This is a genomic window from Accumulibacter sp. (assembly GCF_023806635.1).
GTDB lineage: Bacteria > Pseudomonadota > Gammaproteobacteria > Burkholderiales > Rhodocyclaceae > Accumulibacter.
On the sequence record NZ_JAMTDQ010000081.1, the window covers coordinates 52,806 to 75,155 of the forward strand.

Genomic DNA, 22,350 nt, shown 5'->3' on the forward strand with positions numbered 1-22,350 from the left:
CATTCGCAAGCACGTCCAGCGGGCGTGCCTGCAGCGACCACGTCAGACACGGCGGCTGCTGGCGGTGGCGCCCGCAACTGGCCCGTGCCGGTGGCCGCCTGCGCTCCGGTATCGCGTTGCTGGCTCGAATGCACGTGAGCCGGCACGAGGCACGCGTATTTCCTGGGTGTGGGGAAGTTGGATCCGCGGGGACCGTCCTGCGGGCAGGGTAATCTAGAGAGGGAGGTGGTTTATGTCGACAGGGTTGATGTTCGCGCTCATCTGCGCGGTCCTTGCGGTGCTCTACGGCGCGGCAATGACGAAATGGATTCTCTCGTTGCCGGCTGGCAACCCGCGTATGCAGGAGATCGCCAAGGCCGTGCAGGAAGGGGCTTCCGCGTATCTTGCCAAGCAGTACACGACTATTGCGCTGGTGGGCGCAGTGCTCTTCGTGCTGATCTGGCTGGCGCTCGGCAAGGCGATGGCGATCGGCTTCCTGATCGGCGCGGTTCTTTCGGGCGCGACCGGCTTCATCGGCATGAACGTGTCGGTGCGTGCCAACGTGCGGACCGCCGAGGCGGCGCGCAACGGCATCGCTGCGGCACTCGACGTCGCCTTCAAGGGCGGCGCGATCACCGGCATGCTGGTGGTGGGGCTCGGCCTGCTCGGTGTTGCCGGCTACTACGCGATTCTCCGCGGCACCGGCGCAGATCTCGAGCATGCCGTGCACCCGCTGGTCGGGCTCGCCTTCGGGGGGTCGCTGATTTCGATCTTCGCCCGTCTCGGTGGTGGCATCTTCACCAAGGGCGCGGACGTCGGCGCCGACCTCGTCGGCAAGGTCGAGGCCGGCATTCCGGAGGATGACCCGCGCAACCCGGCGGTCATCGCCGACAACGTCGGCGACAACGTCGGTGACTGTGCCGGCATGGCTGCCGACCTGTTCGAGACCTACGCCGTGACCGTGGTGGCGACGATGGTCCTCAGTGCGATGATGCTCAAGGGTGTCGTCGGTGCCAGCGATGGGCTCGTGGTCTATCCGCTGGTCCTCGGCGGCGTGTCGATCATCGCGTCGATCATCGGCTGCTTCTTCGTCAAGTCGAACGACGGCGGCAAGATCATGAACGCCCTCTATCGCGGGCTCGCGGTGGCGGGCATTCTTGCCCTCGTTGCCTACTATCCGATCACCACGACGATGCTTGGCGCGGGTGTCACGCTGGCTGACGGCACGATGGTGACCTCGATGAACATCTTCTGGTGTGCCGCGATCGGCCTCATCCTGACCGGTGTCCTGGTCTGGATCACCGAATACTACACCGGCACCGACTTCCAGCCGGTCAAGCGGGTTGCCGAAGCATCGACCACCGGCCATGGAACCAACATCATCGCCGGCCTGGCGGTGTCGATGAAAGCCTGCGCCCTGCCGGTACTCGCAGTCTGCGCATCGATCTACCTCACCTATGCGCTGGCGGGTCTCTACGGAATCGCCATCGCCGCCACTTCGATGCTGTCGATGACCGGCATCATCGTTGCCCTCGACGCCTACGGGCCGATCACCGACAACGCCGGCGGAATCGCCGAGATGTCCGGTCTGCCGAAGTCCGTGCGCGATGTCACCGATCCGCTCGACGCCGTCGGCAACACGACCAAGGCGGTCACCAAGGGCTACGCGATCGGTTCCGCCGGTCTGGCGGCACTCGTGCTCTTCGCCGACTACACACATGCCCTGGAAGTCAACTTCGGCGGCAGCCTGCGCTTCGACCTGTCGGACCACATGGTGATCATCGGCCTCTTCCTCGGCGGCCTGATTCCCTACCTCTTCGCCGCCATGGCGATGGAGGCGGTCGGCCGCGCGGCCGGCGCGGTGGTCATCGAGGTGCGCCGGCAGTTCAAGGAGATCAGGGGCATCATGGAGGGCAAGGCGAAGCCCGACTACTCGCGCGCCGTCGGCATGCTGACCGCAGCGGCGATCAAGGAGATGATCGTACCGTCGCTGTTGCCGGTCCTGGTGCCGGTTCTCGTCGGCCTGTTGCTCGGTCCGAAGGCGCTCGGCGGCCTGCTGATGGGTACCATCATCACCGGCCTGTTCGTTGCGATCTCGATGACCACTGGTGGTGGTGCCTGGGACAATGCCAAGAAGTACATCGAGGATGGGCATTTCGGAGGCAAGGGTTCGGATGCGCACAAGTCGGCCGTCACCGGTGACACCGTTGGCGACCCCTACAAGGACACGGCGGGCCCGGCGGTAAACCCGCTGATCAAGATCATCAACATCGTCGCCCTGATGATCGTCCCGCTGATGGCGCCAGTCCCGGCTGCCAAGCCGGCCGCCGCTGCGCCCGGACCGGTCGTTGCCGTGGTTGCGGTGCCGGTCGCCAAGGTGTTCTTCGCGGTCAATTCGGCCGAGGTGCCGGCGGATCTGGCACAGACGCTGGCGGCGATCGTCACTCACGCCAAGGCCAATCCGGGTGCGCGCATCGCCATCTCGGGTTACCACGATCCGAGCGGCAACCAGGCTGCCAATGAGGAAGTCGCGAAGAATCGCGCAGTCGCCGTACGTGAGGCGCTGAAGAACGTCGGCGTCGACGAGCAGCGCATCGAGATGCGCAAGCCGGTCGTCACCACCGGCAGCGGTGACCCGGCCGAGGCGCGCCGGGTCGAGGTCAGCGTGCAGTAGGCGGCTGACGCAGGAGAAGCAAGCGGGCGGCTCTCGAAACGGGGAGCTGCCCGGCAGGAATGGCAAGGCCGCCCGGGGGCGGCCTTGCCATTTTCTGGTGACGCGTCAGGGCGCAACCTCAGGCGCTGACCGCCGGATTCAGCGAGTACGTTCCGCTGAGCCGTGCTTCGGCCAGCACGTGCCCCTGCAGCGCGGCGCGTATCTGCGGCCCGCCGAGCCTGCCGTCCACGTCGAGGCGCTCGACATCGAGGGCAAAGAGCGTGAACACGTAGCGATGCACGATCTCGTCGTTCCAGGGCGGGCAGGGTCCGTCATAGCCGTAGTAGTCGCCGCGCATGTCATTGTCGCCGGCGAACCATGCCGTGTAGTCGTTGATCCCTTGGCGCGCGCCATGCGCCGCATGCGGGCCGGCCTTGCCGCGAGGGGTCACGTCATCGGAGAACTCGCCCTCGCCGATCTGCCGCAGGTCCGCTGGCAGGTCGATCAGCAGCCAGTGGAAGAAGTCCACCCGCGGCAGTGAGGCCGGGACCGTGCGCCCCTCCTGATTGACGTCGTCACCCTTGCTCGGGACGTCCGGGTCGTGGCAGATGAGGGCGAAGGAGCGAGTGCCTGGCGGCACGTCCCGCCACGCGAGTTGCGGATTGCGGTTGCTGCCGAGGCACACATGATGTGCCGGGTCGGGGATGCAGAAGGCGAAATCGCCCGGGATCCGTTCGCCATCCCGGAAACTGCTGCTGGTCAATTGCATGATGTCTGTTCCTCCGAAAGGGTTATTCTGCCGCGCTGCGTTTGAAGTCACGAAGGCGAAAGCCGGCAATCCATAGTGTAGCGAAATAGACGCCAGCGCCGAAGCCGACGACGAGAGAAAGGCGCCACAGGCGCTCGCCGAGGTTCCAGCCGAGCCAGTCGCCGGCGTCGCCGGCAGCGAACCAGAGTGCGCTGCCCATCGTTGCCAGAGCACAGGCGAGCCGGGTGTAGAAGATTGGCCAGCCGGGCTGCGGCGCATACACACCCTGTCGTCGCAACCCGCGGTAGAGCAGGCCGGCATTCAGGCTGGCGGCGAGACCGATCGCCAGTGCCAGCCCGGCATGGGCGAGCCAGCCGACGAGTGCCAGATTGAGCAACTGGGTCACGCACAGGGTGAGGATGGCGATGCGGACCGGCGTGCGAACATTCTGCCGGGCGTAGAAGCCGGGCGCCAGGATCTTGACCAGGATCAGCGCCAGCAGCCCGAGGCTGTACGCGACGAGTGCGTCACGCGTCTGCAGGACATCGTTGCCGGTGAAGGCGCCGTAGTGGAAAAGGCTGCTGATCAGCGGTACGGCCAGGATGGCGAGGGCGAGCGCCGCCGGAGCAGCGAGCAGGAAGGCCAGGCGCAGTCCCCAGTCGAGCAGTCGCGAGTATTCGTCCGTCTGGCCCGCCGCATGGCAGCGCGCCAGTGACGGCAGGAGGATGGTGCCGAGCGCGGCGCCGAGCAGGCCGGCCGGGAACTCCATCAGGCGATCGGCGTAGTAGAGCCACGAGACGCTGCCGGTGGCGAGGAAGGAGGCGAAGATGTTGTTCAGCAGCAGACTCACCTGCGCCACCGAGACACCGAGGATCGCCGGTGCCATCAGGCGGAAGATGCGCCGCACGCCTTCGTCGCGCAGCGACAGGGAAAAGCGCGGCAGCATGCCGATGCGCTTGAGGAAGGGAAGCTGCAGGGCGAGTTGCAGCGCGCCGCCGATGAACACCGCCCAGGCCAGCGCCGTTACCGGCGGGGTGAAGTGGGGGGCGGCGAAGAGTGCCATGAGGATGAACGAGACATTCAGCAGCACCGGCGTGAAGGCCGGGATCGCGAAGCGGCTCCAAGTGTTGAGGATGCCGCCGGCGAGTGCGACCAGCGACATGAAGAGGATGTACGGGAAGGTGATCCGTGTCAGGTCGACGGTCAACGCGAACTTCTCCGGAGTGTCCGTGAAGCCCGGTGCCGACAGGTAGACGAGCAGCGGCGCCGCGGCCATGCCGAGCACGGTGACCAGCAGCACGATCAGGAGGAGCAGCGTGGCGACGCGGTCGACGAGTTGCCGGGTTGCCTCATTGCCGCGCTTGCTTCGGTATTCGCCGAGGATCGGCACGAAGGCCTGCGAAAACGCTCCTTCGGCGAATAGCCGGCGCAACAGGTTGGGCAGCTTGAAAGCGACGAAGAAAGCGTCGGTCAGCATGCCGGCACCAAAGGTGCGTGCCACCACGAAGTCACGGACGAAGCCGAGAATCCTTGACAGCATGGTCATGCTGCTGACGGCGGCGAGAGTCTTCAGAAGATTCATGGTCGCTTTGCGAGGGATCCGGCCGACGACGCGCGCGCTGGCGTCGACCGGATCGGGGCTGGGCCCTCAGTCCGATGATCGGCCAGACGCTCGGGTGGCCGTCGCCGGCAGGGCCAGGCGGCCGTGCCTACTGCTGCGGCTTCTGCGCTTCAGGATTGATCGTGATGCCGCGCTGCTGCAGGGCGCTGACCACTGCCTGAGCGTTCCGGTTGCCGGCAGTGGCGAGCTTTTGCGTGCCGCTCGCGAGGGCCTCGAGCTGCGCGCGCATCTTCTCGGCGTTGCGGAACGTCGTTTCCTGACTGCTGCGCAGGTTGGCCAGGCTGCCCCGCTCCTGGTAGAGCTGGCTCGCCTGGAAACCTGACCAGACGACCATCGCCACCGCCAGCAGGCAGATCGGCACGAAGATGTTTCCCGACTGCTGCTCGTTGTTCATCTCGTCCATCCCGCTCACCGGGACGGAGTGGCCGGCGGCGCGGCACTGAAGCTGATTCCCTGGGTTGCCAGCAGCTCACCCAATTGCGTGTCACCGTCCCTCGCTGCCAGGTCTGCCAGCGACTTGACCAGGGACTGGTACAGGGGCTCCAGCTGCAGGCTCTGCTGGATGTACTGGGCGCGTCCGCTCACTTCGTTCTGGGCTTGCCGGTTGCTGCTGAACATCAGCGCGTTGACCACTGACAGCAGCAGGGCCACTATGCCGAGCAGCATCAGGATGCGATATTGTAGCGTGTTCAAACGTATGCTCTCCTGCGAAGGGGGCCGGTCGAGCGGGTGGCCTCCCTTCGCAGCGACCTCCCTGGCGATCAGTGTACCATGCCGCGCCGACGCTGCAGAAGCAGCGTGGCGAGCGCGATGGTCAGCAACATCATCGTCGCCGGCTCGGGAACCGTACCGCCGCCACCCTGCTGGTCGATGACGTTGGCGACGATGCGCAGCGTCCGCTGCTGTCCGAGGTCGGGACCGGAGCCGTTCTGGCTGAGCGCATCGAGACGGATCAGGTCGTCGAGCACACCGAGGGTCGTCGCGTCGAAGACGTAGTCGAGGCCACCGATGCTCTGGCCGGCCGCCAGGTTCGTGAAGGGGTTCCAGCCAGTGAAGCTGAAGCCGTCGGCGTCGCCCGTTCCGCTGAGGTCGAACGCCCCGCTCAGGACGTCGGCCGGTCCGCTGGTCGCGTTCGCCACCTGCAGCGAGCCACTGATGCCCAGCGTGCCAAGAACGACATTGCCGAGGTCGAGCGTGTAGTCGTCGCCTATGACGCTCAGCGTACCAAGGCCGGACAACTTGGCGAGGGCCGCGTTGGCGACGTTGTTGACCTGTGCCTTGAGGAGGACCGGCGCATCGGCGCCGGCGCTGATGTCGGCCATGTCGGGGTTCTGGCTGAGGAAGGCGACGCTTGCGTTCTGGCTGAAAACACCAGCCGCTGCCGTCGCCAGCCCGACGGCGATCTGTCCGTTGCCCTGAGCGACGATGCCATTGGCGGCACTGCCGGCGGAGAACGGCCCGCTGGCGCCGTTCAGGCTGGCCTGCAGGGTATCGTTCAGGCCGCTGACGACGGCAGTGTTCTGGACGTTGACGTTCCTGCCGGCGACGCTGTCGCCGACGCGGACGATGCCGAAGTCGACCACCGGCGTCGTCGACTGCCCGACGGCCGCGGTGTATACCTTGCCGGAAACGCTGACCGTCTGCGGCGCCAGGTTGAGCTGGCAGTTCGGCGCGCAGTTGCCGACGTTGCTCGCGTCCGAGATCAACGTGACCGTCGCGCTGCCAGCGTTGGCTCCCGTGTAGTTGCCGGCGACGGAGGTGTTCAGGCCGACCTGTAGCGTGGTACTCGTCGCACCCGGGTCGAGCAGGTTGACAGTGCCGCTGGCGGTGACCGGCGCACCGCCGCTGCTGATGCTGGCGTTGAGCGCCGCCTGCGGTGCCACCGTCGCCTGGTTGGTGATGCTGACCAGCGCCGTCGGCGCAGCATCGCCGACCCGCACGGCGCCCAGGTTGATGTTCGGGTTGTTGATCAGCGGGCTGGCCTGGTTGATGACGCTGGCCTGGGCATCGATGGTGCCGCTGACGCCGAAGGGCTCGCTGCCGACACCGATCGTACCCAGCCCGTTGCTGATGCCGGCAACGGCGCCAGCGCTGCTGTAGTTGATGGCGATGCTGCCGTTGATCGTGCCGGCTGCGGTCGTATTGACGTTCACGCGCATGTTGCCGTTGGCGGCGCTGCTGGTGGCACCGGCAACGATCCCGGTGAGCCCTCCGACGCCGTCGAAGAGGGCGCTGCCGCTACCGCTCTTGGCGCCGAAGGTGGCGTTCAGATCCTCGACGAAGCCCGCCGGTCCGCTGGCGGTGTTGCGCACCACGATGTCGCGGAACACCGCTTGCCCCACCTGGACGGTGCCGAAATCGAGCGGGGCGCTCAACAGTTGCCCGCTGGCAGCCTGATAAACGTTGCCCTGTACCGTCACTGCCTGGCTGCCGGCGCTGGCGGTGCCGAGACCGTTGCTGACCCCGTTCACCGCCCCGGCGGTCTGGAAAGCGATGTTGGCGGTACCGGTCTTGAAGCCGGCGGAGCCGGTGGCGATGCCGACGCTGATCGCGCCGCTGCCGGTGTTGCTGGTACCGGCAACGCGGCCGGAAACCGACCCGCTGGCGACCACCGGCCCGTTGACCGACGCTACGCTGGCGTTGAGATCCTCGCTGAAGGCTCCCGGTGCTGCCGTGTTGCTGATGCTCAGCGCGGCGGTGTTGCTGCCATTCACACGCTGGTTGGCGATGGTGACCGGCGATGCCACGCTGCCGGTGGCGGCATTGTAGGCCGCTGCACCGCCGGCGAGGACGATGTTCAGTTTCTGGTCGGCGATGTTCTCGAAGTTGCTGCGGAGGTTCAGGACCTGCCCGGCGAGCGGTGCCAGCGCGCCGGCGCTGGCGGCATTGAAGACCACCGCGAGATCGCCGCTGTTGGCTCCCGGGCCGCCCGCGTTGTAGTTGCTGGCAGTGACGCCGCTGCCCGACAGCCGTGCATCGCTGATGTTGCCGCCGTTGGCGGCGGTCTGGATGGCGCCGCGCAGCGTCGGCCCGGTCGTGCCGGAATTGCCGATCTGGTAGTTGAAGGTGTTGGTGCCGACGCGCACATTGCCGATCGTCAGGGTCGCGTTCGGCGTGTTGCCGTCGGTGACGCCGCTGCCGCTGATCACCTGCGCCACGTCGCCGCCGGCCCGGACCTGTCCGGTGCCGGTGACGCCGGCGCGCCGGTCGAAGCTGTTGCCGCTGCCGGCGCCGGCATTGGTGTAGTCGTTGTTGATGGTGAGGTGGCCGGTGCCGATGTTGATGGCCGAGCCGCTCGCGCCCATGAGCAGACGGCCCTGCGTGTTGCCGCCGTTGGCGAGGTTCATCACGCCCGCAGCATCGACTTGCAGCGTGCCGGTCCCGGCGAGGTTGTCCTGAACCAGCAGCGTACCGTTCTGTGCGCGCAGCGTGCCGTTGTTGGTCAACGAGCCGTTGACGTTGATCGTGATCGTGCCGCCGGCATCGGCGTTGATCGTGCCGTTGTTGGTGAGGTTCGCGGCGCCGCCCACAAAGGCCTGCTGGCCAATGATGCCGGTCTGGCCGCGCACGGTGACGCCACTGTCGATCACCAGATTGCCCGCTTCGACGTTCAAGCGGTTGCTGCCACTGGCGTCGGCAAAGACGATTTGGCCGCTGCCCGAGATGGTCTGGTTGCCCTGCGGCGCAAGAACGCTGTTGCTGCCGATGTTGATCGTGCCGTTCAGCACCATGCCACCGTTGCTGATGCGCGCGACACCTTGCGCGGTGGCCATGTCGAGCACGCCGTTCAACGTGACGCCCTGCAGGAAGTTCCCAGTGCTGGTGTTGGCGACGATCTTGCCCGTACCGTTGGAATTCAATTGGCCGCCGGTGATCGTGGCGCCATTCATCGACACCGTGCTGCCGGTATCGGCCAGGATGATGCCGGCAGTGTTGTCGTAGCCACCGCCGGTGTTGAGTTGCAGTGTGCCGCCGTTCTGCGACCGCATCGTCCCCTCATTGGTCACCGTGCCATTGACCTGCATGCTGATGCTGCGACCGGCGACGTCCGCCGAGATCAGGCCCTGATTGGTCAGCGTCGCCGCGCCGCCGACGAAAGCTTGCTGCCCGATGATGCCATTGCCGCCACGCACGGTAATCCCCGAAGCCAGAGTCAGATTGCCCGCCTCGACATTGAGTCGGTTGCTGCCACTGGCATCGACGAAGTTGATGGTGCCGGTGCCGCCGATGGTTTGGTTGCCTTGAGGAGCCAGGACGCTGTTGCTGCCGATGTCGATGGTGGCACCATTGAGCGTGAGGCCGCCGGCAATGCGCTCCACTCCCTGGGCCGATGCCAGGTCGAGCGTGCCCGACAACGTCACACCGCTGAGGAAATTGTTGCTGCTGGCATTGGGGCGGAAAGATCCCGCACCGGTCAGGTTCATGTCGCCGCTGATCGTGACCCCATTCTGGTTCACCACGCTGCCGCTGCCCGCCAGAATCTGGCTGCCGCTGTTGCCCTGCACGGCGCTGTTCAGGTTCAGCGTGCCGCCATTGAGCGCCGCCAGGGTGCCGTTGTTGGTCGTCAGACCGTTGACCGCCAGGCTGACCGTGCCACCCGCGACATCAGCCTGAATCGTACCGTTGTTGGTCAGCGTGGCCGCACCACCGACGAAAGCCTGCTGTCCAATGACGCCGGTCTCGCCGCGGACGGTGATGCCACCGCCGATGGTCAGGTTGCCCGCCTCGACGTTCAGCCGGTTGCTGCCGCTGCCATCGGTGAACACGATCGTGCCGCTGCCGGAAATCGTCTGGTTACCCTGCGGCGCCAGTACGCTGTTGGCGCCGATGTTGATGGTGCCGTTGTTCAGCGTCAGGCCGTTGGCCAGACGCTCCACGCCTTGCGCAGCGGCAAGATCCAGTGTGCCGCTGAACGTTACCGCGTCAAGGAAGTTCAAGCCGCTGGCGTTGGCGCGGAACGAGCCACTGCCCGTGGTGTTGACGATGCCGCTGATGGTGACGCCATTTTGATTCACCACGCTGCCGGCGCCGGCAAGGATCTGGCTGCCGGTGTTGCCGACGACGCTGGAATCGAGATTGAGTGTGCCGCCGTTCAACGCAGCCAGTGTGCCGTTGTTGGTGGTTGAGCCGTTCACTGCAAGGGTGATCGCTCCGCCCAGGACGTCGGCTTGAATCGTGCCGTTGTTGGTCAACGTGGCTGCGCCGCCGACGAAAGCCTGTTGTCCAATGATGCCTTTCTCGCCGCGCACGGTGACACCGCCATCGATCACCAGGTTGCCCGCCTCGACATTGAGCCGGTTGCTGCCGTTACCATCGGCGAAGACGATCGTGCCGTTGCCGGAGATCGTCTGGTTGCCCTGTGGCGCGAGAACGCTGTTGGCGCCGATGTTGATGGTGCCGTTGAGCACCATGCCACCGCTGCTGACGCGCGCGACACCTTGCGCGGTGGCCATGTCGAGCACACCGTTCAGCGTGACACCCTGCAGGAAATTCGCACCGCTGGCGTTGGCGACGATCCTGCCCGTGCCATTGGAGTTCAGTTGGCCGCCGGTGATCGTGGCGCCGTTCATCGACACCGTGCTGCCGGTATCGGCCAGGATGACGCCCGCGCTGTTGTCGTAACCGCCGCCGGTATTGAGCTGCAGCGCGCCGCCATTCTGCGCCCGCAGCGTGCCCTGGTTGGTGACCAGGCCGTTGACACCCATGCTGATGGTGCGCGCGTTCACATCGGCGGAAATGGTCCCCTGATTGGTCAGTGTCGCCGCACCGCCCACCAAGGCCTGCTGCCCGATGGATCCGTTGCCTCCGCGCACCGTGATCCCAGAGGCCAACGTCAGATTGCCTGCCTCGACATTGAACCGGTTGTTGCCGCTGGCATCGAGAAAATTGATCGTGCCCGTGCCGCCGATGGTCTGATTGCCTTGCGGGGCGAAGATGCTGTTGTTGCCGATGTTGATGGTGCCGTTCAGGGTGAGGCCGTTGACCACGCTCTCGACGCCGGTGCCGGAGGCGAGATCGAGCGTGCCGTTGAGCGTGACGCCCGAGAGGACGTTGCTGCCGCTGTTGAACGCGACCAGCTTGCCGCTACCGGTCGTGTTGATCGTACCGCCGGTGATCGTGCTGCCGAACTGGTTGATCACGCTGTCGGCGCTGACGTTGATCACGCCGCCGGTGTTGTTGATGTTGTGCCCGCCAGCGACCTGCAGCGCGGCGTTGTTCGGGATCGCACCGGCGCCGACGTTGATCGTGCCGGTGTTGGTCGTGCCGCCGCCGCCTGCCAGGGTCAGCAGGAAGGCATCGAGGCTGACGCTGCCGGCGTTGCCGAGGTTGAGGATCGACTGTGCGGTGTTGACCGTGACCGTCTTGCCCAGCGCGATCGTCGCATTGTCGGCAGCACCGGGCACGATGCCGCAGTTCCAGTTGCCGGCGGTCGCCCAGTTGCCGGTCGCCGGGTTCCAAGTGCAGTTGGCGGCCAGCGCCTGCTGCGCCGGGAAGGCGAGCAGAATGGCCAGAAGGCTGCGCTTGATGACGAAACGGGGTGCTTTGCTGGCCATGTGGTTCTCCTCTTGTGGTGGCGGGCGGCGGCGCGGCAGCACGCCGGTCTCGACGGTTCTTCTGATGACGACGAGAAGCACGTTCCATGCCTGCTCTGGACGATGTGATCCGGGAAGGCGTCAGTGATCATTAAAGCAATGACATCACGCGTACAGTCCGGTCGCTTGGGGGATCGTCGCAGGATCATCTGAAGTGGCCGGAACAGCGCTGTAAAGGACGGAACTAGTGCATTTGCACCATGCCAGGCCGTGCGCGACGGCCACTGGCGGCACGGCGGCGGCTGGTGCACAATCCGGTCATGGAGATGGCTGATGCCCGCTTGCTCAACGGTGTGATCCTTTCCCTGTACCGGGAGGGCCGCGAGGTGCCGCTCGGCCGCTATCGCGCCTGGGCATTGGAGCAGGTTGCTACCGTGATCGGCTTCGATTGCGCGTGTTGGGGAAGCGCCTCTGCTGATCCTCCGGCACTGCACGAGATGCACCTGCACAACTGCGACCGCGGCATCGTCGAGGCGTACGCACGCTGCAGCGAGCACGATTTCTTCCGTGCCGCGCTGATCGCCGATCCGGGAACGGCGATCAGCCTTGGCGATCTCGTGGCGCGCGAGACCTACCTGCGCAGCACCTTCTACCGACGCTTCGGACGCCGCTTCAGGATCGAGTGGGCGCTCGGGACGCTGCTGCGCGAGCGCACGACTGCGCTCCACGAGTTCCTGACGCTCTGGCGGCAGGATCCCTGGCCGCCGTTTTCCGAAACCGATCGCCAGCTGAAGGAACTCCTGATGCCGCACCTGGCGGCGACACACCGTGCGGCCTGGCTCCGCCACTTCCTGCGTCTGCCTGGCCATGTCAACCAGGCGTGGGCGGTGGTTGACCGACGCGGTCTGCTGCGTGAAGCGTCGCCGTCCTTCGTCGCCTTGCTACGCCAGCACTGGCCGGCCTGCAGTGGCAGCATCCTGCCTGAACCGCTGGCCGTCAGTGTGCAGGCTGGCGATGCGCATGTCGTCGGCGCGTGGCGCCTGGATGTCAGCGACTGTGGCGAGTACCGCTTCGTTCTCGCCCGTTCGACCGGCGCGTTGGCACAACTGTCGGTGCGCGAACGCGAGATTGCCCGGCGCTACGCCAGCGGCGAGACGCATTCGGCGATCGCCCGCGCGCTGTCGCTGTCCCCGGCGACGGTGCGCAACCACGTCGCGCATTGCTTTCGCAAGCTCGGTGTCGGCAGCAAGGTGGAACTGGCCCTCCGCCTCGACTCTGCAACGTCGCGGCTGCCGACGGGAATGGCCGAGTGATCGATGGGCGGACGGTTGCCGTCCTCCTGCCGCGCGCGCCGCGACCCACGGACGGGCGCCTGCCGCGCGGTCGTCGCCGCTGATGGCTCGCCAGTCGATCGAAGTCAGCGAGAAGGCGGGGGTGCGCTACCTCCACTTCTCCTCGGACTGGGTGCAGGGCGCGATGCGCATCCAGCGGCCCAATGCCCTCGAGCTGCCCTACACGCGCGAGATGATGGCCGGGTTGCTGCTGCGTGCCGCCCCGTGGCCGCGTGACGCACTGCTGATTGGTCTCGGCGCCGGGTCGCTGGCGAAGTTCATCTACCATCATCTGCCGGCGACGCGCATCACCGTCGTCGAAATCGATCCGCAGGTCGAGACGGTCGCCCGTCTGCACTTCCGGTTGCCGGACGACCCGCTCCGGCTGCGCGTGCTGATTGCCGATGGTGCCGACCACATGCTGCACGCCGACAGCCGGCATGACTGCATCCTGGTCGATGGTTTCGACGGCCAGGCGCGCGCCGGTGCCCTCGACACGCTGCCGTTCTATCAGGCCTGCCGGGCGCGATTGAGCGAAAGCGGCCTGCTGGTGGTCAACCTCCTGGGCCGCGAGCGCGGCTTCGCTGCCAGTGCCGAGCGCATCGGGCTGGCGTTCGGTGGCCGCTCGCTGCTCTTTCCTTCCTGTGACAAGGGCAACACGATCGTCTTCGCCACCGCCGGCGAGGCCGTCGACGTCGCCGGCAGCGAGCTCGTCAGCCGTGCCGGGCACTGGCAGGCCGTGAGCGGCCTCAACCTGCAGCCGACGCTTGCCCGCCTGCGCCAGGCGGGCCGGCTGCAACGCGATCGACTGCTGCTCTGAGCACGGCTTGGGAGCTGGCGAGGGCGCTCTACCTCCGCCCTAAGGTCAGAAGCACAGTCAAAAGGGGACGGACCACGATGTCCTGTCGGCCAGTTCCGCATGCAGCCAACCCGGATCGAGATCGGCGCCATTGGGCCAGGTGAGGGCGCCGAGTTCGACCCGAACCTGGGTGAAGAAATCCGGGTCGCGCAACGGGCCGTAGATGCCTGGATTGCTTGCTGCTTTGATCGATGAGCAATCGACGATTCCGTTGCGGCCATCCCGGAAGCTGACGGCCAACCGGTAATCAGGCAGCACCGTGACCGCCAGAATCCGCCACGGCGCAGCGGGAATCACTCCAGCGGCTGTATTTTCTTGGGCTGTAGTTTGGCTTGGCACAGATTCCCGTTCTCCATGAGTTCCTGGCGATGTTCGATGGCCCATTCGATCGTCAGGTTCAGCGCGCGCTTGGGCAGGTGGCCGACAATGACCTCCAGTGTTCGGATGTCGATCTACGCTTCGCACTCGCCGTAGAGCGCGTGAAAGTGCGGCGCGGCATGCTCCCGCCAGAACATCTGGATGACGATCCCGAAGAATTGGCTGATGGTGGGCATGGCCTGCCTGCTTGAACGTAGTGACCCATTATGCCAGTTATCCTGGCGCGAACTCCCGCTTCTTCGCTAGTTCCTCGCTGTTGCCGAACGGGAGTCTGTGCTGGCCCTTGCCGGCTTTTCGCGCGCGCCTGCCGGCTGCAACGCGATCGACTGCTGCTCACTGCTGCTCCGAGCACGGCCCGGGAGCGGGCAAGGGCGCTATACTTGCGTCCTTGCCCGCTCCCGGTCTTCGAAATGTCCGTAGCCCATCGCACGCTCCCTGCCGATGCCACGTCGCTGGCCGGCGCGTCGGGGTCCGTTCTGCCGGCCCACTGGTCGCAGCGCCTGTCGACGCAGCTGGCCGCCGGCGAGCAGGTGCTGGCCTGGCTCGAGATCGACCTCGACGGCGAACTGCACTTTGCCCGTGGCCTGGTCGTCGTCAGCAGCGAGCGCCTGCTGGTCGTCCCGGCGGGCGAGCAGCACTGGCAGAGCTGGTCCTATCGGGCGGGCCTGCTGCTCTCGCGGCGCGATCATTCCGGTGTCGGGACGCTCGAGTTGTGCGACGCGGCGGGGCGGCTCGCACACTGGCGTTACACGCTTGCCGCAGACGTCGCCGCTGGCCGGCTGATCGAGCGCTTCATGCGCCAGCAGAGCTTCAGGCTGACCGGCGAAATGCCGCCACCAGCCAGCGTCAGCCTCTGTCCGAAGTGCGAGACACCGCTGCTCGCCGGGCAGGAGGAGTGTCCCGCATGCAGCCGCGAGATACACGAGCCGCCCTCTACGTGGACCCTGCTCCGACTCGGCCGCTTCGCCCGGCCGTACCGCAAGCAGTTGCTGGGCGCCTTCATCCTGTCGCTGTTGACCACCGCCGCGACGTTGGTGGCACCGTACCTGACCATGCCGCTGATGGACAAGGTGCTGATCCCCTACCAGAACGGGCAGCCGATCGATCCCGGGCTGGTGCTGCTCTATCTCTCGGGCCTGCTCGGATCGTCGCTCCTCGCCTGGATTCTCGGCTGGGGGCGCACCTACATCCTGGCGCTGGTCTCCGAGCGCATCGGCTCCGATCTGCGCACGGCGACCTACGAGCACCTGTTGAAGCTGTCGCAGGAGTACTTCGGCGGCAAGCGGACCGGCGACCTGATGGCGCGCATCGGCTCGGAAACCGACCGCATCAACATCTTCCTCTCGCTGCACCTGCTCGATTTCGCCACCGATGTGCTGATGATCGCCATGACGACGGTGATCCTGGTGTCGATCGACCCCTGGCTGGCGGCGGTGACCCTGCTGCCGTTGCCGGTCATCGCCTGGTTGATCCACGTCGTCCGTGAACGCCTGCGGACCGGTTTCGAGCGCGTCGACCGGGTCTGGGCGGAAGTGACCAACGTCCTCGCCGACACGATTCCCGGCATACGCGTCGTCAAGGCGTTCGCCCAGGAAGCGCGCGAGGCAGCGCGCTTCCGCGCCGCCAACGTCCGCAACCTGGATGTCAACGACCGCGTCAACCGCGTCTGGTCGGTGTTCTCGCCGACGGTCACCCTGTTGACTGAATTCGGCCTGCTGATCGTCTGGGCATTCGGCATCTGGCAGATCGCCGGCGACCGGATCACGGTTGGCGTACTGACGGCATTCCTCGCCTACATCAGCCGCTTCTACCTGCGCCTCGACTCGATGAGCCGCATCGTCTCGGTGACGCAGAAGGCGGCGGTGGGCGCCAAGCGCATCTTCGACATCCTCGATCACGTCTCGAGCGTCCCCGAGCCGACCAGCCCCGTGCATCTGCCGCAGGTTTCCGGCCGCATCGAGCTGCGCGGTGTCGGCTTCCGCTACGGCACGCGCAGCGTCACCCGCGACATCAGCATCGTCATCGAGCCCGGCGAGATGGTCGGCCTGGTCGGCCACAGTGGCTCCGGCAAGAGCACACTGGTGAATCTCATCTGCCGTTTCTACGACGTCAGCGAGGGAGCGATCCTGATCGACGGGGTCGACATCCGCTCGCTGCCGGTTGCCGAGTACCGCCGGCACATCGGCCTGGTGCTGCAGGAGCCGTTCCTCTTCTTCGGCACGATCGCCGAGAACATCGCTTACGGCAAGCCCGAGGCAACGCGGGCCGAGATCGTCGCCGCCGCCCGCGCAGCGCACGCGCACGAGTTCATCCTGCGCCTGCCGCACGGTTACGACTCGCTCGTCGGCGAGCGCGGGCAGGCGCTTTCCGGTGGCGAGAGACAGCGGATTTCGATCGCCCGTGCGCTGCTCATCGACCCGCGCATCCTGATCCTCGACGAGGCGACGTCGTCGGTCGATACGACGACCGAGAAGGAAATCCAGAAAGCGCTCGACAATCTGGTCCGCGGCCGGACGACGATCGCCATCGCGCACCGCCTGTCGACGCTGCGCGACGCCAACCGGCTGGTGGTACTCGATCGCGGCAGCGTCGTCGAGGTCGGAAGCCACGACGAGCTGATGACGTGTGAGGGACACTACTACCGCCTCTACCAGGCACAGGCGCGCAACGTCGATACCGAGGAAGAACTGCGGCGGCTGGAGATCGAGCGCAACGACGAGGGGGACCGCGAATGAAGCCGCGCCCGGATTACCAGTTGCAGCGCAATGCCTTCGGGCGTCTCGAACTGCGCACCGCCGATGGCCAGATCCATGAAGGCGTCGCACCGGTGCGCGCCTTCCCGATCACCGCGCCGGATGACGGCCTCGCCCTGGTCGATCCCTATGGCCACGAACTGGCCTGGATAGACCGCCTCGACGAGCTGCCGGATGACCAGAGGCAGTTGCTCGCAGACGAACTGGCTGGGCGCGAATTCATGCCGGTGATCGAGCGCATCGTCGGCGTCGGCAGCTTTGCGACACCGAGCACATGGGAGGTCGAGACCGATCGCGGCCGCACGAGCTTCGTTCTCAAGGGGGAGGAGGACATCCGTCGCCTGGCGTCGCCGGCTCTGCTGATCGCCGACAGTCACGGCATCCACTTCCTCATCCGCGACCGGCAGGCACTCGACCAGCACAGCCGGCGGATCCTCGATCGCTTCCTGTGAGCCGGGCGATGGCCGTTGCCCGCGCCGCGGGTCAGCCGATCGTCTCGTGCCGCGTTGATAGCGCGATGCCCGGCGGATCTTACCGGTGCGACGGTCCGGCGTTCCTGCTTGCCATCCCGTCCGCGCCAGTGCGCGCCAACCCTTTCGTCCCTGGACCGACGCCATGAAAAGCAAAGACATCAAGTTTCTCGAAATCCGCTACCTGCGCGGTCCGAACATCTGGACCTACCGTCCGGTGATCGAAGCGCTGGTCGATATCGGCGACCTGGAGGACTTTCCATCCAACACGATCCCGGGTTTTCCCGAGCGACTGGCGAGCTTTCTGCCTTCCCTCGCCGACCACCGCTGCAGCTACGGCGAGCCGGGCGGCTTCCTGCGGCGGCTGCAGGAGGGCACCTGGCCGGCCCACATCCTCGAGCACGTGACGCTCGAGCTGCAGAACCTGGCCGGCATGCCGGGCGGCTTCGGCAAGGCGCGGGAGACCTCGACGCGCCGGGTGTACAAGGTGGTCGTCCGTGCCTGGCATGAAGAGGTGACGCGCAGCTGCCTGCACGCCGGTCGCGAACTGCTGCTGGCGGCGATCCATGACGAAGCATTCGATGTCGCCGGCACCGTCGAGCGCCTGGCCGACCTCGCCGAGCGCAGGCTGCTCGGCCCGAGCACCGGTTGCATCGTCGAGGCGGCAACGGCCAAGGACCGGCGGATCCCGTTCATTCGCCTGCTGCCGACTGGCAATCTGGTGCAACTCGGTTACGGCGCCCGCAGCCGGCGCATCTGGACGGCCGAGAGCGACCGGACGAGCGCCATCGCCGAGGGCATCTCGCGCGACAAGGATCTGGCGAAGACACTGCTCGGTGCCTGTGGTGTACCGGTACCCGAAGGGCGGCTGGTGGAGAGCGCCGCCGACGCCTGGGAGGCCGCCGGGGAGATCGGCCTGCCGGTGGTGGTCAAGCCCTCGGACGGCAACCACGCCCGCGGCGTGTTCACCAACCTGATGGCGCGCGAAGAAGTGGAATCGGCCTATGTCGCTGCCGTCGACGAGGGCAGCGGGGTCATCGTCGAGCGCTACGTGCGCGGTTCCGAGCACCGCCTGCTGGTGATCGGCGGCAAGCTCGCCGCCGCTGCCCGTGGCGAGACGGCAACGGTGGTCGGTGACGGCCGGTCGACGATCGACGAATTGATCGACCTGCAGATCAACTCCGATCCTCGGCGTGGTGCCGCCGAGGAATTCCCGCTCGACGTCATCCTCCTCGCCGAGAATCCGGTGGCCCGCCTCGAGGTGACTCGTCAGGGCTTCACTCCCGACTCGGTTCCGGCGGCCGGTCGCGAGGTGCTGATCGTGCGCAGCGGCAACCATACCGACGATGTCACCGATCTCGTCCATCCAGAGACGGCGGACACCGCCGCCCTCGCCGCGCGCATCGTCGGCCTCGACATCTGCGGTGTCGACCTCGTCTGCGAGGACATTTCGCGTCCGCTCGATGAGCAGCGCGGCGCGATCGTCGAAGTCAATGCCGGCCCGGGTCTGCTGATGCACCTGAAACCGGCGAACGGCCAGCCGCGGCCGGTCGGGCGGGCCATCGTCGACGAACTGTTCCCGAATGGTGACGACGGTCGCATCCCGGTGGTCGGTGTCAGCGGCAGCACCGGCAAGACCGCTGTCGCCCGTCTGCTCGCCGCCATCGTCGGCCTCAGCGGCAGGAACACCGGGCTGGCGTGCAGCAGCGGCCTGTTCGTCGGCCGGCGTTGCATCGATCACGGCGATGCCGCCAACTGGGGGTCGGCCAACCGTATCCTGATGAACCGGACCGTGGAAACCGCCATCGTCGAGAACGGCTGCGACGCCATTCTCGGCGACGGGCTCGCCTACGACCGCTGCCAAGTCGGCATCGTCACCGACATCGAGCCGGAGCGGCACTTCGGCCGGCACGATGTGGCCACCGCCGAACAGGTCTTCACCATCCTGCGCACGCAGGTGGACGTCGTCCTGCCCGGCGGGGCGGCCGTTCTCAATGCCAGTCAGCCGATGCTCGTCGACATGGCACCGCTCTGCGATGGGGAAGTGATCTTCTTCGCTCCTGACGGCGACCTGCCGGCGATCGTCGAGCACCGCGGGCGGGGTGGCCGGGCGGTCTTCGTGCGTGCTGGCGATGTCGTTTTCGGCAACCGCGAGCAGGACACCGTGATCACCAGCCTGCGGCTGATCCCGCTCACGGATGCCGGGCGCAGCGCGGCGCAGGTGGAGCACGTGCTCGCGGCTGCCGCGGCTGCCTGGGCTCTCGGCATCGCGCCCGAGATCGTCCGCACGGCTCTCGAAACGGCGACCGCTGGTTGAGCAGCCGCGGTGGGACGGCAGCGACCCGGTACTCCGCCGCAGCACTTCTGACAGGCACCTTCTGGAAGGGAATCATTCATGGAAGTCTCGCGTCTCCGCGCCCTGCGCGGTCCCAACCTGTGGAGTCGGCACACGTCGATCGAGGCGATCGTTCGTTGTGCCGACAGCGAGCGCAACATCGACGACATGCCGGCCTTCGAGACCCGTCTGCGCGAGCGCTTTCCCGAGCTGGACATGCTGCGGCCACTGGGGCACGACGAGGCGGTATCGATGGCGCAGGCACTCGAGTTTGCCGCCCTCGGACTGCAGGCGCAGGCTGGCTGCCCGGTCACCTTCAGCCGGACGGCCGAGACGGTCGAAACAGGCACCTACCAGGTCGTCGTCGAGTATAGCGAGGAAGCCGTGGGCCGCCTCGCGTTCGAGCTGGCCGAGGATCTTTGCCGCGCAGCCGTCGAAAACCGTCCCTTCGCGCTCGACGGCGCGCTGCAGCGGCTGCGCGAACTCGACGAGGACGTCCGACTGGGTCCGAGCACCGGCGCCATCGTTTACGCCGCCGTGGCGCGTAACATACCGTACCGTCGACTCACCGAAGGCAGCATGGTGCAGTTTGGCTGGGGCAGCCGGCAGCGCCGGATTCAGGCGGCGGAAACCGACCTGACCAGCGCCGTTGCCGAGTCGATCGCCCAGGACAAGGAACTGAGCAAGGTCCTGCTGCATGCCGCCGGCGTCCCGGTCCCCACCGGCCGTCCTGTCCTCAGTGCCGAGGACGCCTGGGCCGCCGCTTGCGAAATCGGCGGGCCGGTCGTCGTCAAGCCCCAGGACGGCAACCAGGGCAAGGGTGTGGCGGTCAACCTGACGCGCCGCGAGGAGATCGAGTCCGCCTACGGGATTGCCTGCGCGATCAGCGACGAGGTGCTCGTCGAGCGCTTCCTGCCCGGGCATGACTACCGCCTGCTGGTGGTCGGCGACCGGATGATCGCTGCCGCCCGACGCGATCCGCCGCTGGTCGTCGGTGACGGCGTGCACAGCGTCCGGCAGCTGGTCGAGCGGGTCAACAGCGACCCGCGCCGCAGCGACGGGCACGCGACGTCGCTGACCCGGATCCGCCTCGACGACCTGGCGATCGCCCGCCTGGCGAAGGCGGGGCTGACCGCCGATTCGGTCCCGCCGCGCGGCAAGCGCGTCGTGCTGCGCAACAACGCCAACCTGTCCACCGGCGGCACGGCGACCGACGTCACCGACGACGTGCATCCCGAGTTTGCCGCGCAGGCGGTCGCCGCGGCGCAGACCATCGGCCTCGACGTCGCCGGTGTCGATGTCGTCTGCGACAGCGTCCTGCGGCCGCTCGAGGAGCAAGGGGGCGGCATCGTCGAGGTCAACGCTGCGCCGGGGCTGCGCATGCACCTGCAGCCTTCCTTCGGCAAGGGACGTCCGGTCGGCGAGGCGATCGTCGCCAACCTGTTCGCTCCTGGCGAGGACGGGCGCATTCCCGTCGTCGCCGTTGCCGGCACCAATGGCAAGACGACCACCGTTCGCCTGATTGCGCACCTTCTCGCGCAGCAGGGCCTGCGCATCGGCATGACGACGACCGACGGCGTCTACGTCGAGGGGCGGCGGATCGACACCGGCGACTGCTCGGGTCCGAAAAGTGCGCGCAATGTGCTCTTCCATCCGCGCGTCGATGCGGCGGTGCTGGAAACGGCACGTGGCGGTGTCCTGCGCGAGGGTCTCGGCTTCGATCGCTGCGATGTGGCGGTGGTGACGAACATCGGACTGGGCGATCACCTCGGTCTCTCCTACATCAGCAGCGTCGAGGAGCTGTCGGTCGTCAAGCGGGTGATCGTGCAGAACGTCAGACCGGGACGCGGGGTTGCCGTACTCAACGCCGCCGACCCGATGGTGGCGCGCATGGCCGACTCCTGCCCGGGTAGCGTCACCTTCTTCGCCACCGACCGCAATCATCCGGTGGTGGCGATGCACCGCGCACAGCGCAAGCGGGTGGTCTACCGCGACGGTGCGTCTCTCGTCGCCTCCGGCGGCGGCATGGAACATCGCATCGCGCTCGCCCGGATCCCGCTGACGCAGGACGGAGCCATCGGCTTCCAGGTGCAGAACGCGATGGCGGCAATCGCCGCCGCCTGGGCGCTGGGACGCGACTGGCAGACGATCGAATGCGGTCTGGCCAGTTTCGTCAGCGACGTGCAGACCGCTCCCGGACGCTTCAACGTCTTCGACTACCGCGGGGCGAAGCTGATCGCCGACTACGGGCACAACCCGGACGCCATCCAGGCCCTCGTCGACGCCGTCGACAACCTGCCCTCAGCGCCGGGCAGCAAGCGTTCGGTCGTCATCAGCGGCGCCGGCGACCGGCGTGACGAGGACATTCGGCAGCAGACGGAGATTCTCGGCGGCGCCTTCGATCGCGTGATTCTCTACCAGGATCAGTGCCAGCGTGGCCGTGCCGACGGTGAAGTGCTGGCGCTGTTGCGCGCGGGCCTGCAGCAGGCGACGCGAACCAAGGACATCCGGGAGATTCATGGCGAATTCCTGGCGATCGACAGCGCACTGGCGGAGCTTGCCGCCGGTGATCTCTGCCTGATCCTGATCGACCAGATCGAGGAAGCGCTCGAGCACATCAAGCTTCGCCTGCGAGAGGGCTAGGCCTGCCCTTTACCCGCAAAATTAGGTCTGGACTTTTTTGGTCGAAC

12 protein-coding genes and 2 pseudogenes are annotated in these 22,350 nt (G+C 66.8%); 7 read left to right on the top strand and 7 right to left on the bottom strand.

The window, feature by feature from the left end; translation table 11 throughout:
- Nucleotides 1–232 precede the first annotated feature (232 nt).
- Entirely contained in the window at nucleotides 233–2,653 is a 2,421-nt protein-coding gene (locus NFW30_RS14180; RefSeq protein WP_295356170.1) for a sodium-translocating pyrophosphatase, read from the top strand.
- A 118-nt stretch (nucleotides 2,654–2,771) separates the two neighbouring features.
- On the opposite strand, the gene NFW30_RS14185 is transcribed toward NFW30_RS14180, so the two are convergent.
- The 5 genes from NFW30_RS14185 to NFW30_RS14205 form a co-directional block, all read right to left on the bottom strand.
- On the bottom strand, nucleotides 2,772–3,401 hold the full coding sequence (locus tag NFW30_RS14185; RefSeq protein ID WP_295356171.1) for a YbhB/YbcL family Raf kinase inhibitor-like protein: 630 nt from the start codon (nucleotides 3,399–3,401) through the stop codon (nucleotides 2,772–2,774).
- 22 nt (nucleotides 3,402–3,423) lie between these two features.
- Entirely contained in the window at nucleotides 3,424–4,962 is a 1,539-nt protein-coding gene (gene murJ, locus NFW30_RS14190) for a murein biosynthesis integral membrane protein MurJ (protein WP_295356173.1), read from the bottom strand.
- Nucleotides 4,963–5,089: 127 nt separating this feature from the next.
- Nucleotides 5,090–5,404 carry a hypothetical protein gene (locus tag NFW30_RS14195; protein ID WP_295356175.1) on the bottom strand — a complete coding sequence of 105 codons (315 nt, stop codon included), beginning with the start codon at nucleotides 5,402–5,404 and terminating at the stop codon, nucleotides 5,090–5,092.
- 5 nt (nucleotides 5,405–5,409) lie between these two features.
- A complete protein-coding gene (locus NFW30_RS14200) occupies nucleotides 5,410–5,694 on the bottom strand; it encodes a hypothetical protein (RefSeq protein ID WP_295356176.1) in 285 nt (94 codons plus the stop codon).
- A gap of 68 nt (nucleotides 5,695–5,762) precedes the next feature.
- Nucleotides 5,763–11,555 carry a choice-of-anchor D domain-containing protein gene (locus NFW30_RS14205; protein WP_295356178.1) on the bottom strand — a complete coding sequence of 1,931 codons (5,793 nt, stop codon included), beginning with the start codon at nucleotides 11,553–11,555 and terminating at the stop codon, nucleotides 5,763–5,765.
- A 239-nt stretch (nucleotides 11,556–11,794) separates the two neighbouring features.
- On the opposite strand from NFW30_RS14205, the gene NFW30_RS14210 reads away from it, so the two are divergent.
- Together NFW30_RS14210 and NFW30_RS14215 are read left to right on the top strand one after the other, a co-directional pair.
- Nucleotides 11,795–12,847 (top strand): LuxR family transcriptional regulator, encoded by a 1,053-nt coding sequence (locus NFW30_RS14210; RefSeq protein ID WP_295356179.1) that lies wholly within the window; start codon nucleotides 11,795–11,797, stop codon nucleotides 12,845–12,847.
- 82 nt (nucleotides 12,848–12,929) lie between these two features.
- Nucleotides 12,930–13,685, top strand: a complete 756-nt coding sequence (locus NFW30_RS14215) for a fused MFS/spermidine synthase (RefSeq protein ID WP_295356181.1) — start codon at nucleotides 12,930–12,932, stop codon at nucleotides 13,683–13,685.
- A 57-nt stretch (nucleotides 13,686–13,742) separates the two neighbouring features.
- On the opposite strand, the gene NFW30_RS14220 is transcribed toward NFW30_RS14215, so the two are convergent.
- Nucleotides 13,743–14,021: a DUF2442 domain-containing protein gene (locus tag NFW30_RS14220; protein ID WP_295356183.1), complete on the bottom strand. Its 279-nt coding sequence runs from the start codon at nucleotides 14,019–14,021 to the stop codon at nucleotides 13,743–13,745.
- Nucleotides 14,018–14,278 (bottom strand): annotated as a pseudogene (locus NFW30_RS14225) (DUF4160 domain-containing protein). Before NFW30_RS14225 ends, NFW30_RS14220 begins: the two are co-directional and overlap by 4 nt.
- 234 nt (nucleotides 14,279–14,512) lie before the next feature.
- Between NFW30_RS14225 and NFW30_RS14230 the strand changes: the two are divergent.
- The 4 genes and pseudogenes from NFW30_RS14230 to cphA (NFW30_RS14245) all read left to right on the top strand — a co-directional run bounded on the left by NFW30_RS14230 (nucleotide 14,513) and on the right by cphA (NFW30_RS14245) (nucleotide 22,303).
- Nucleotides 14,513–16,837, top strand: coding sequence for an ABC transporter ATP-binding protein (locus NFW30_RS14230; RefSeq protein WP_295356185.1), 2,325 nt, complete (start codon nucleotides 14,513–14,515; stop codon nucleotides 16,835–16,837).
- The gene (locus tag NFW30_RS14235) at nucleotides 16,834–17,307 is read left to right on the top strand and encodes a DUF1854 domain-containing protein (protein WP_295356188.1); all 474 of its coding nucleotides are present in this window, start codon (nucleotides 16,834–16,836) and stop codon (nucleotides 17,305–17,307) included. The genes NFW30_RS14230 and NFW30_RS14235 overlap by 4 nt, the downstream gene beginning before the upstream one ends.
- Before the next feature lie 163 nt (nucleotides 17,308–17,470).
- Nucleotides 17,471–19,624: pseudogene (gene cphA, locus NFW30_RS14240) on the top strand (cyanophycin synthetase); the annotation flags it as partial.
- A gap of 96 nt (nucleotides 19,625–19,720) precedes the next feature.
- Nucleotides 19,721–22,303: a cyanophycin synthetase gene (cphA, locus tag NFW30_RS14245; RefSeq protein WP_295356190.1), complete on the top strand. Its 2,583-nt coding sequence runs from the start codon at nucleotides 19,721–19,723 to the stop codon at nucleotides 22,301–22,303.
- Nucleotides 22,304–22,350 lie beyond the last annotated feature (47 nt).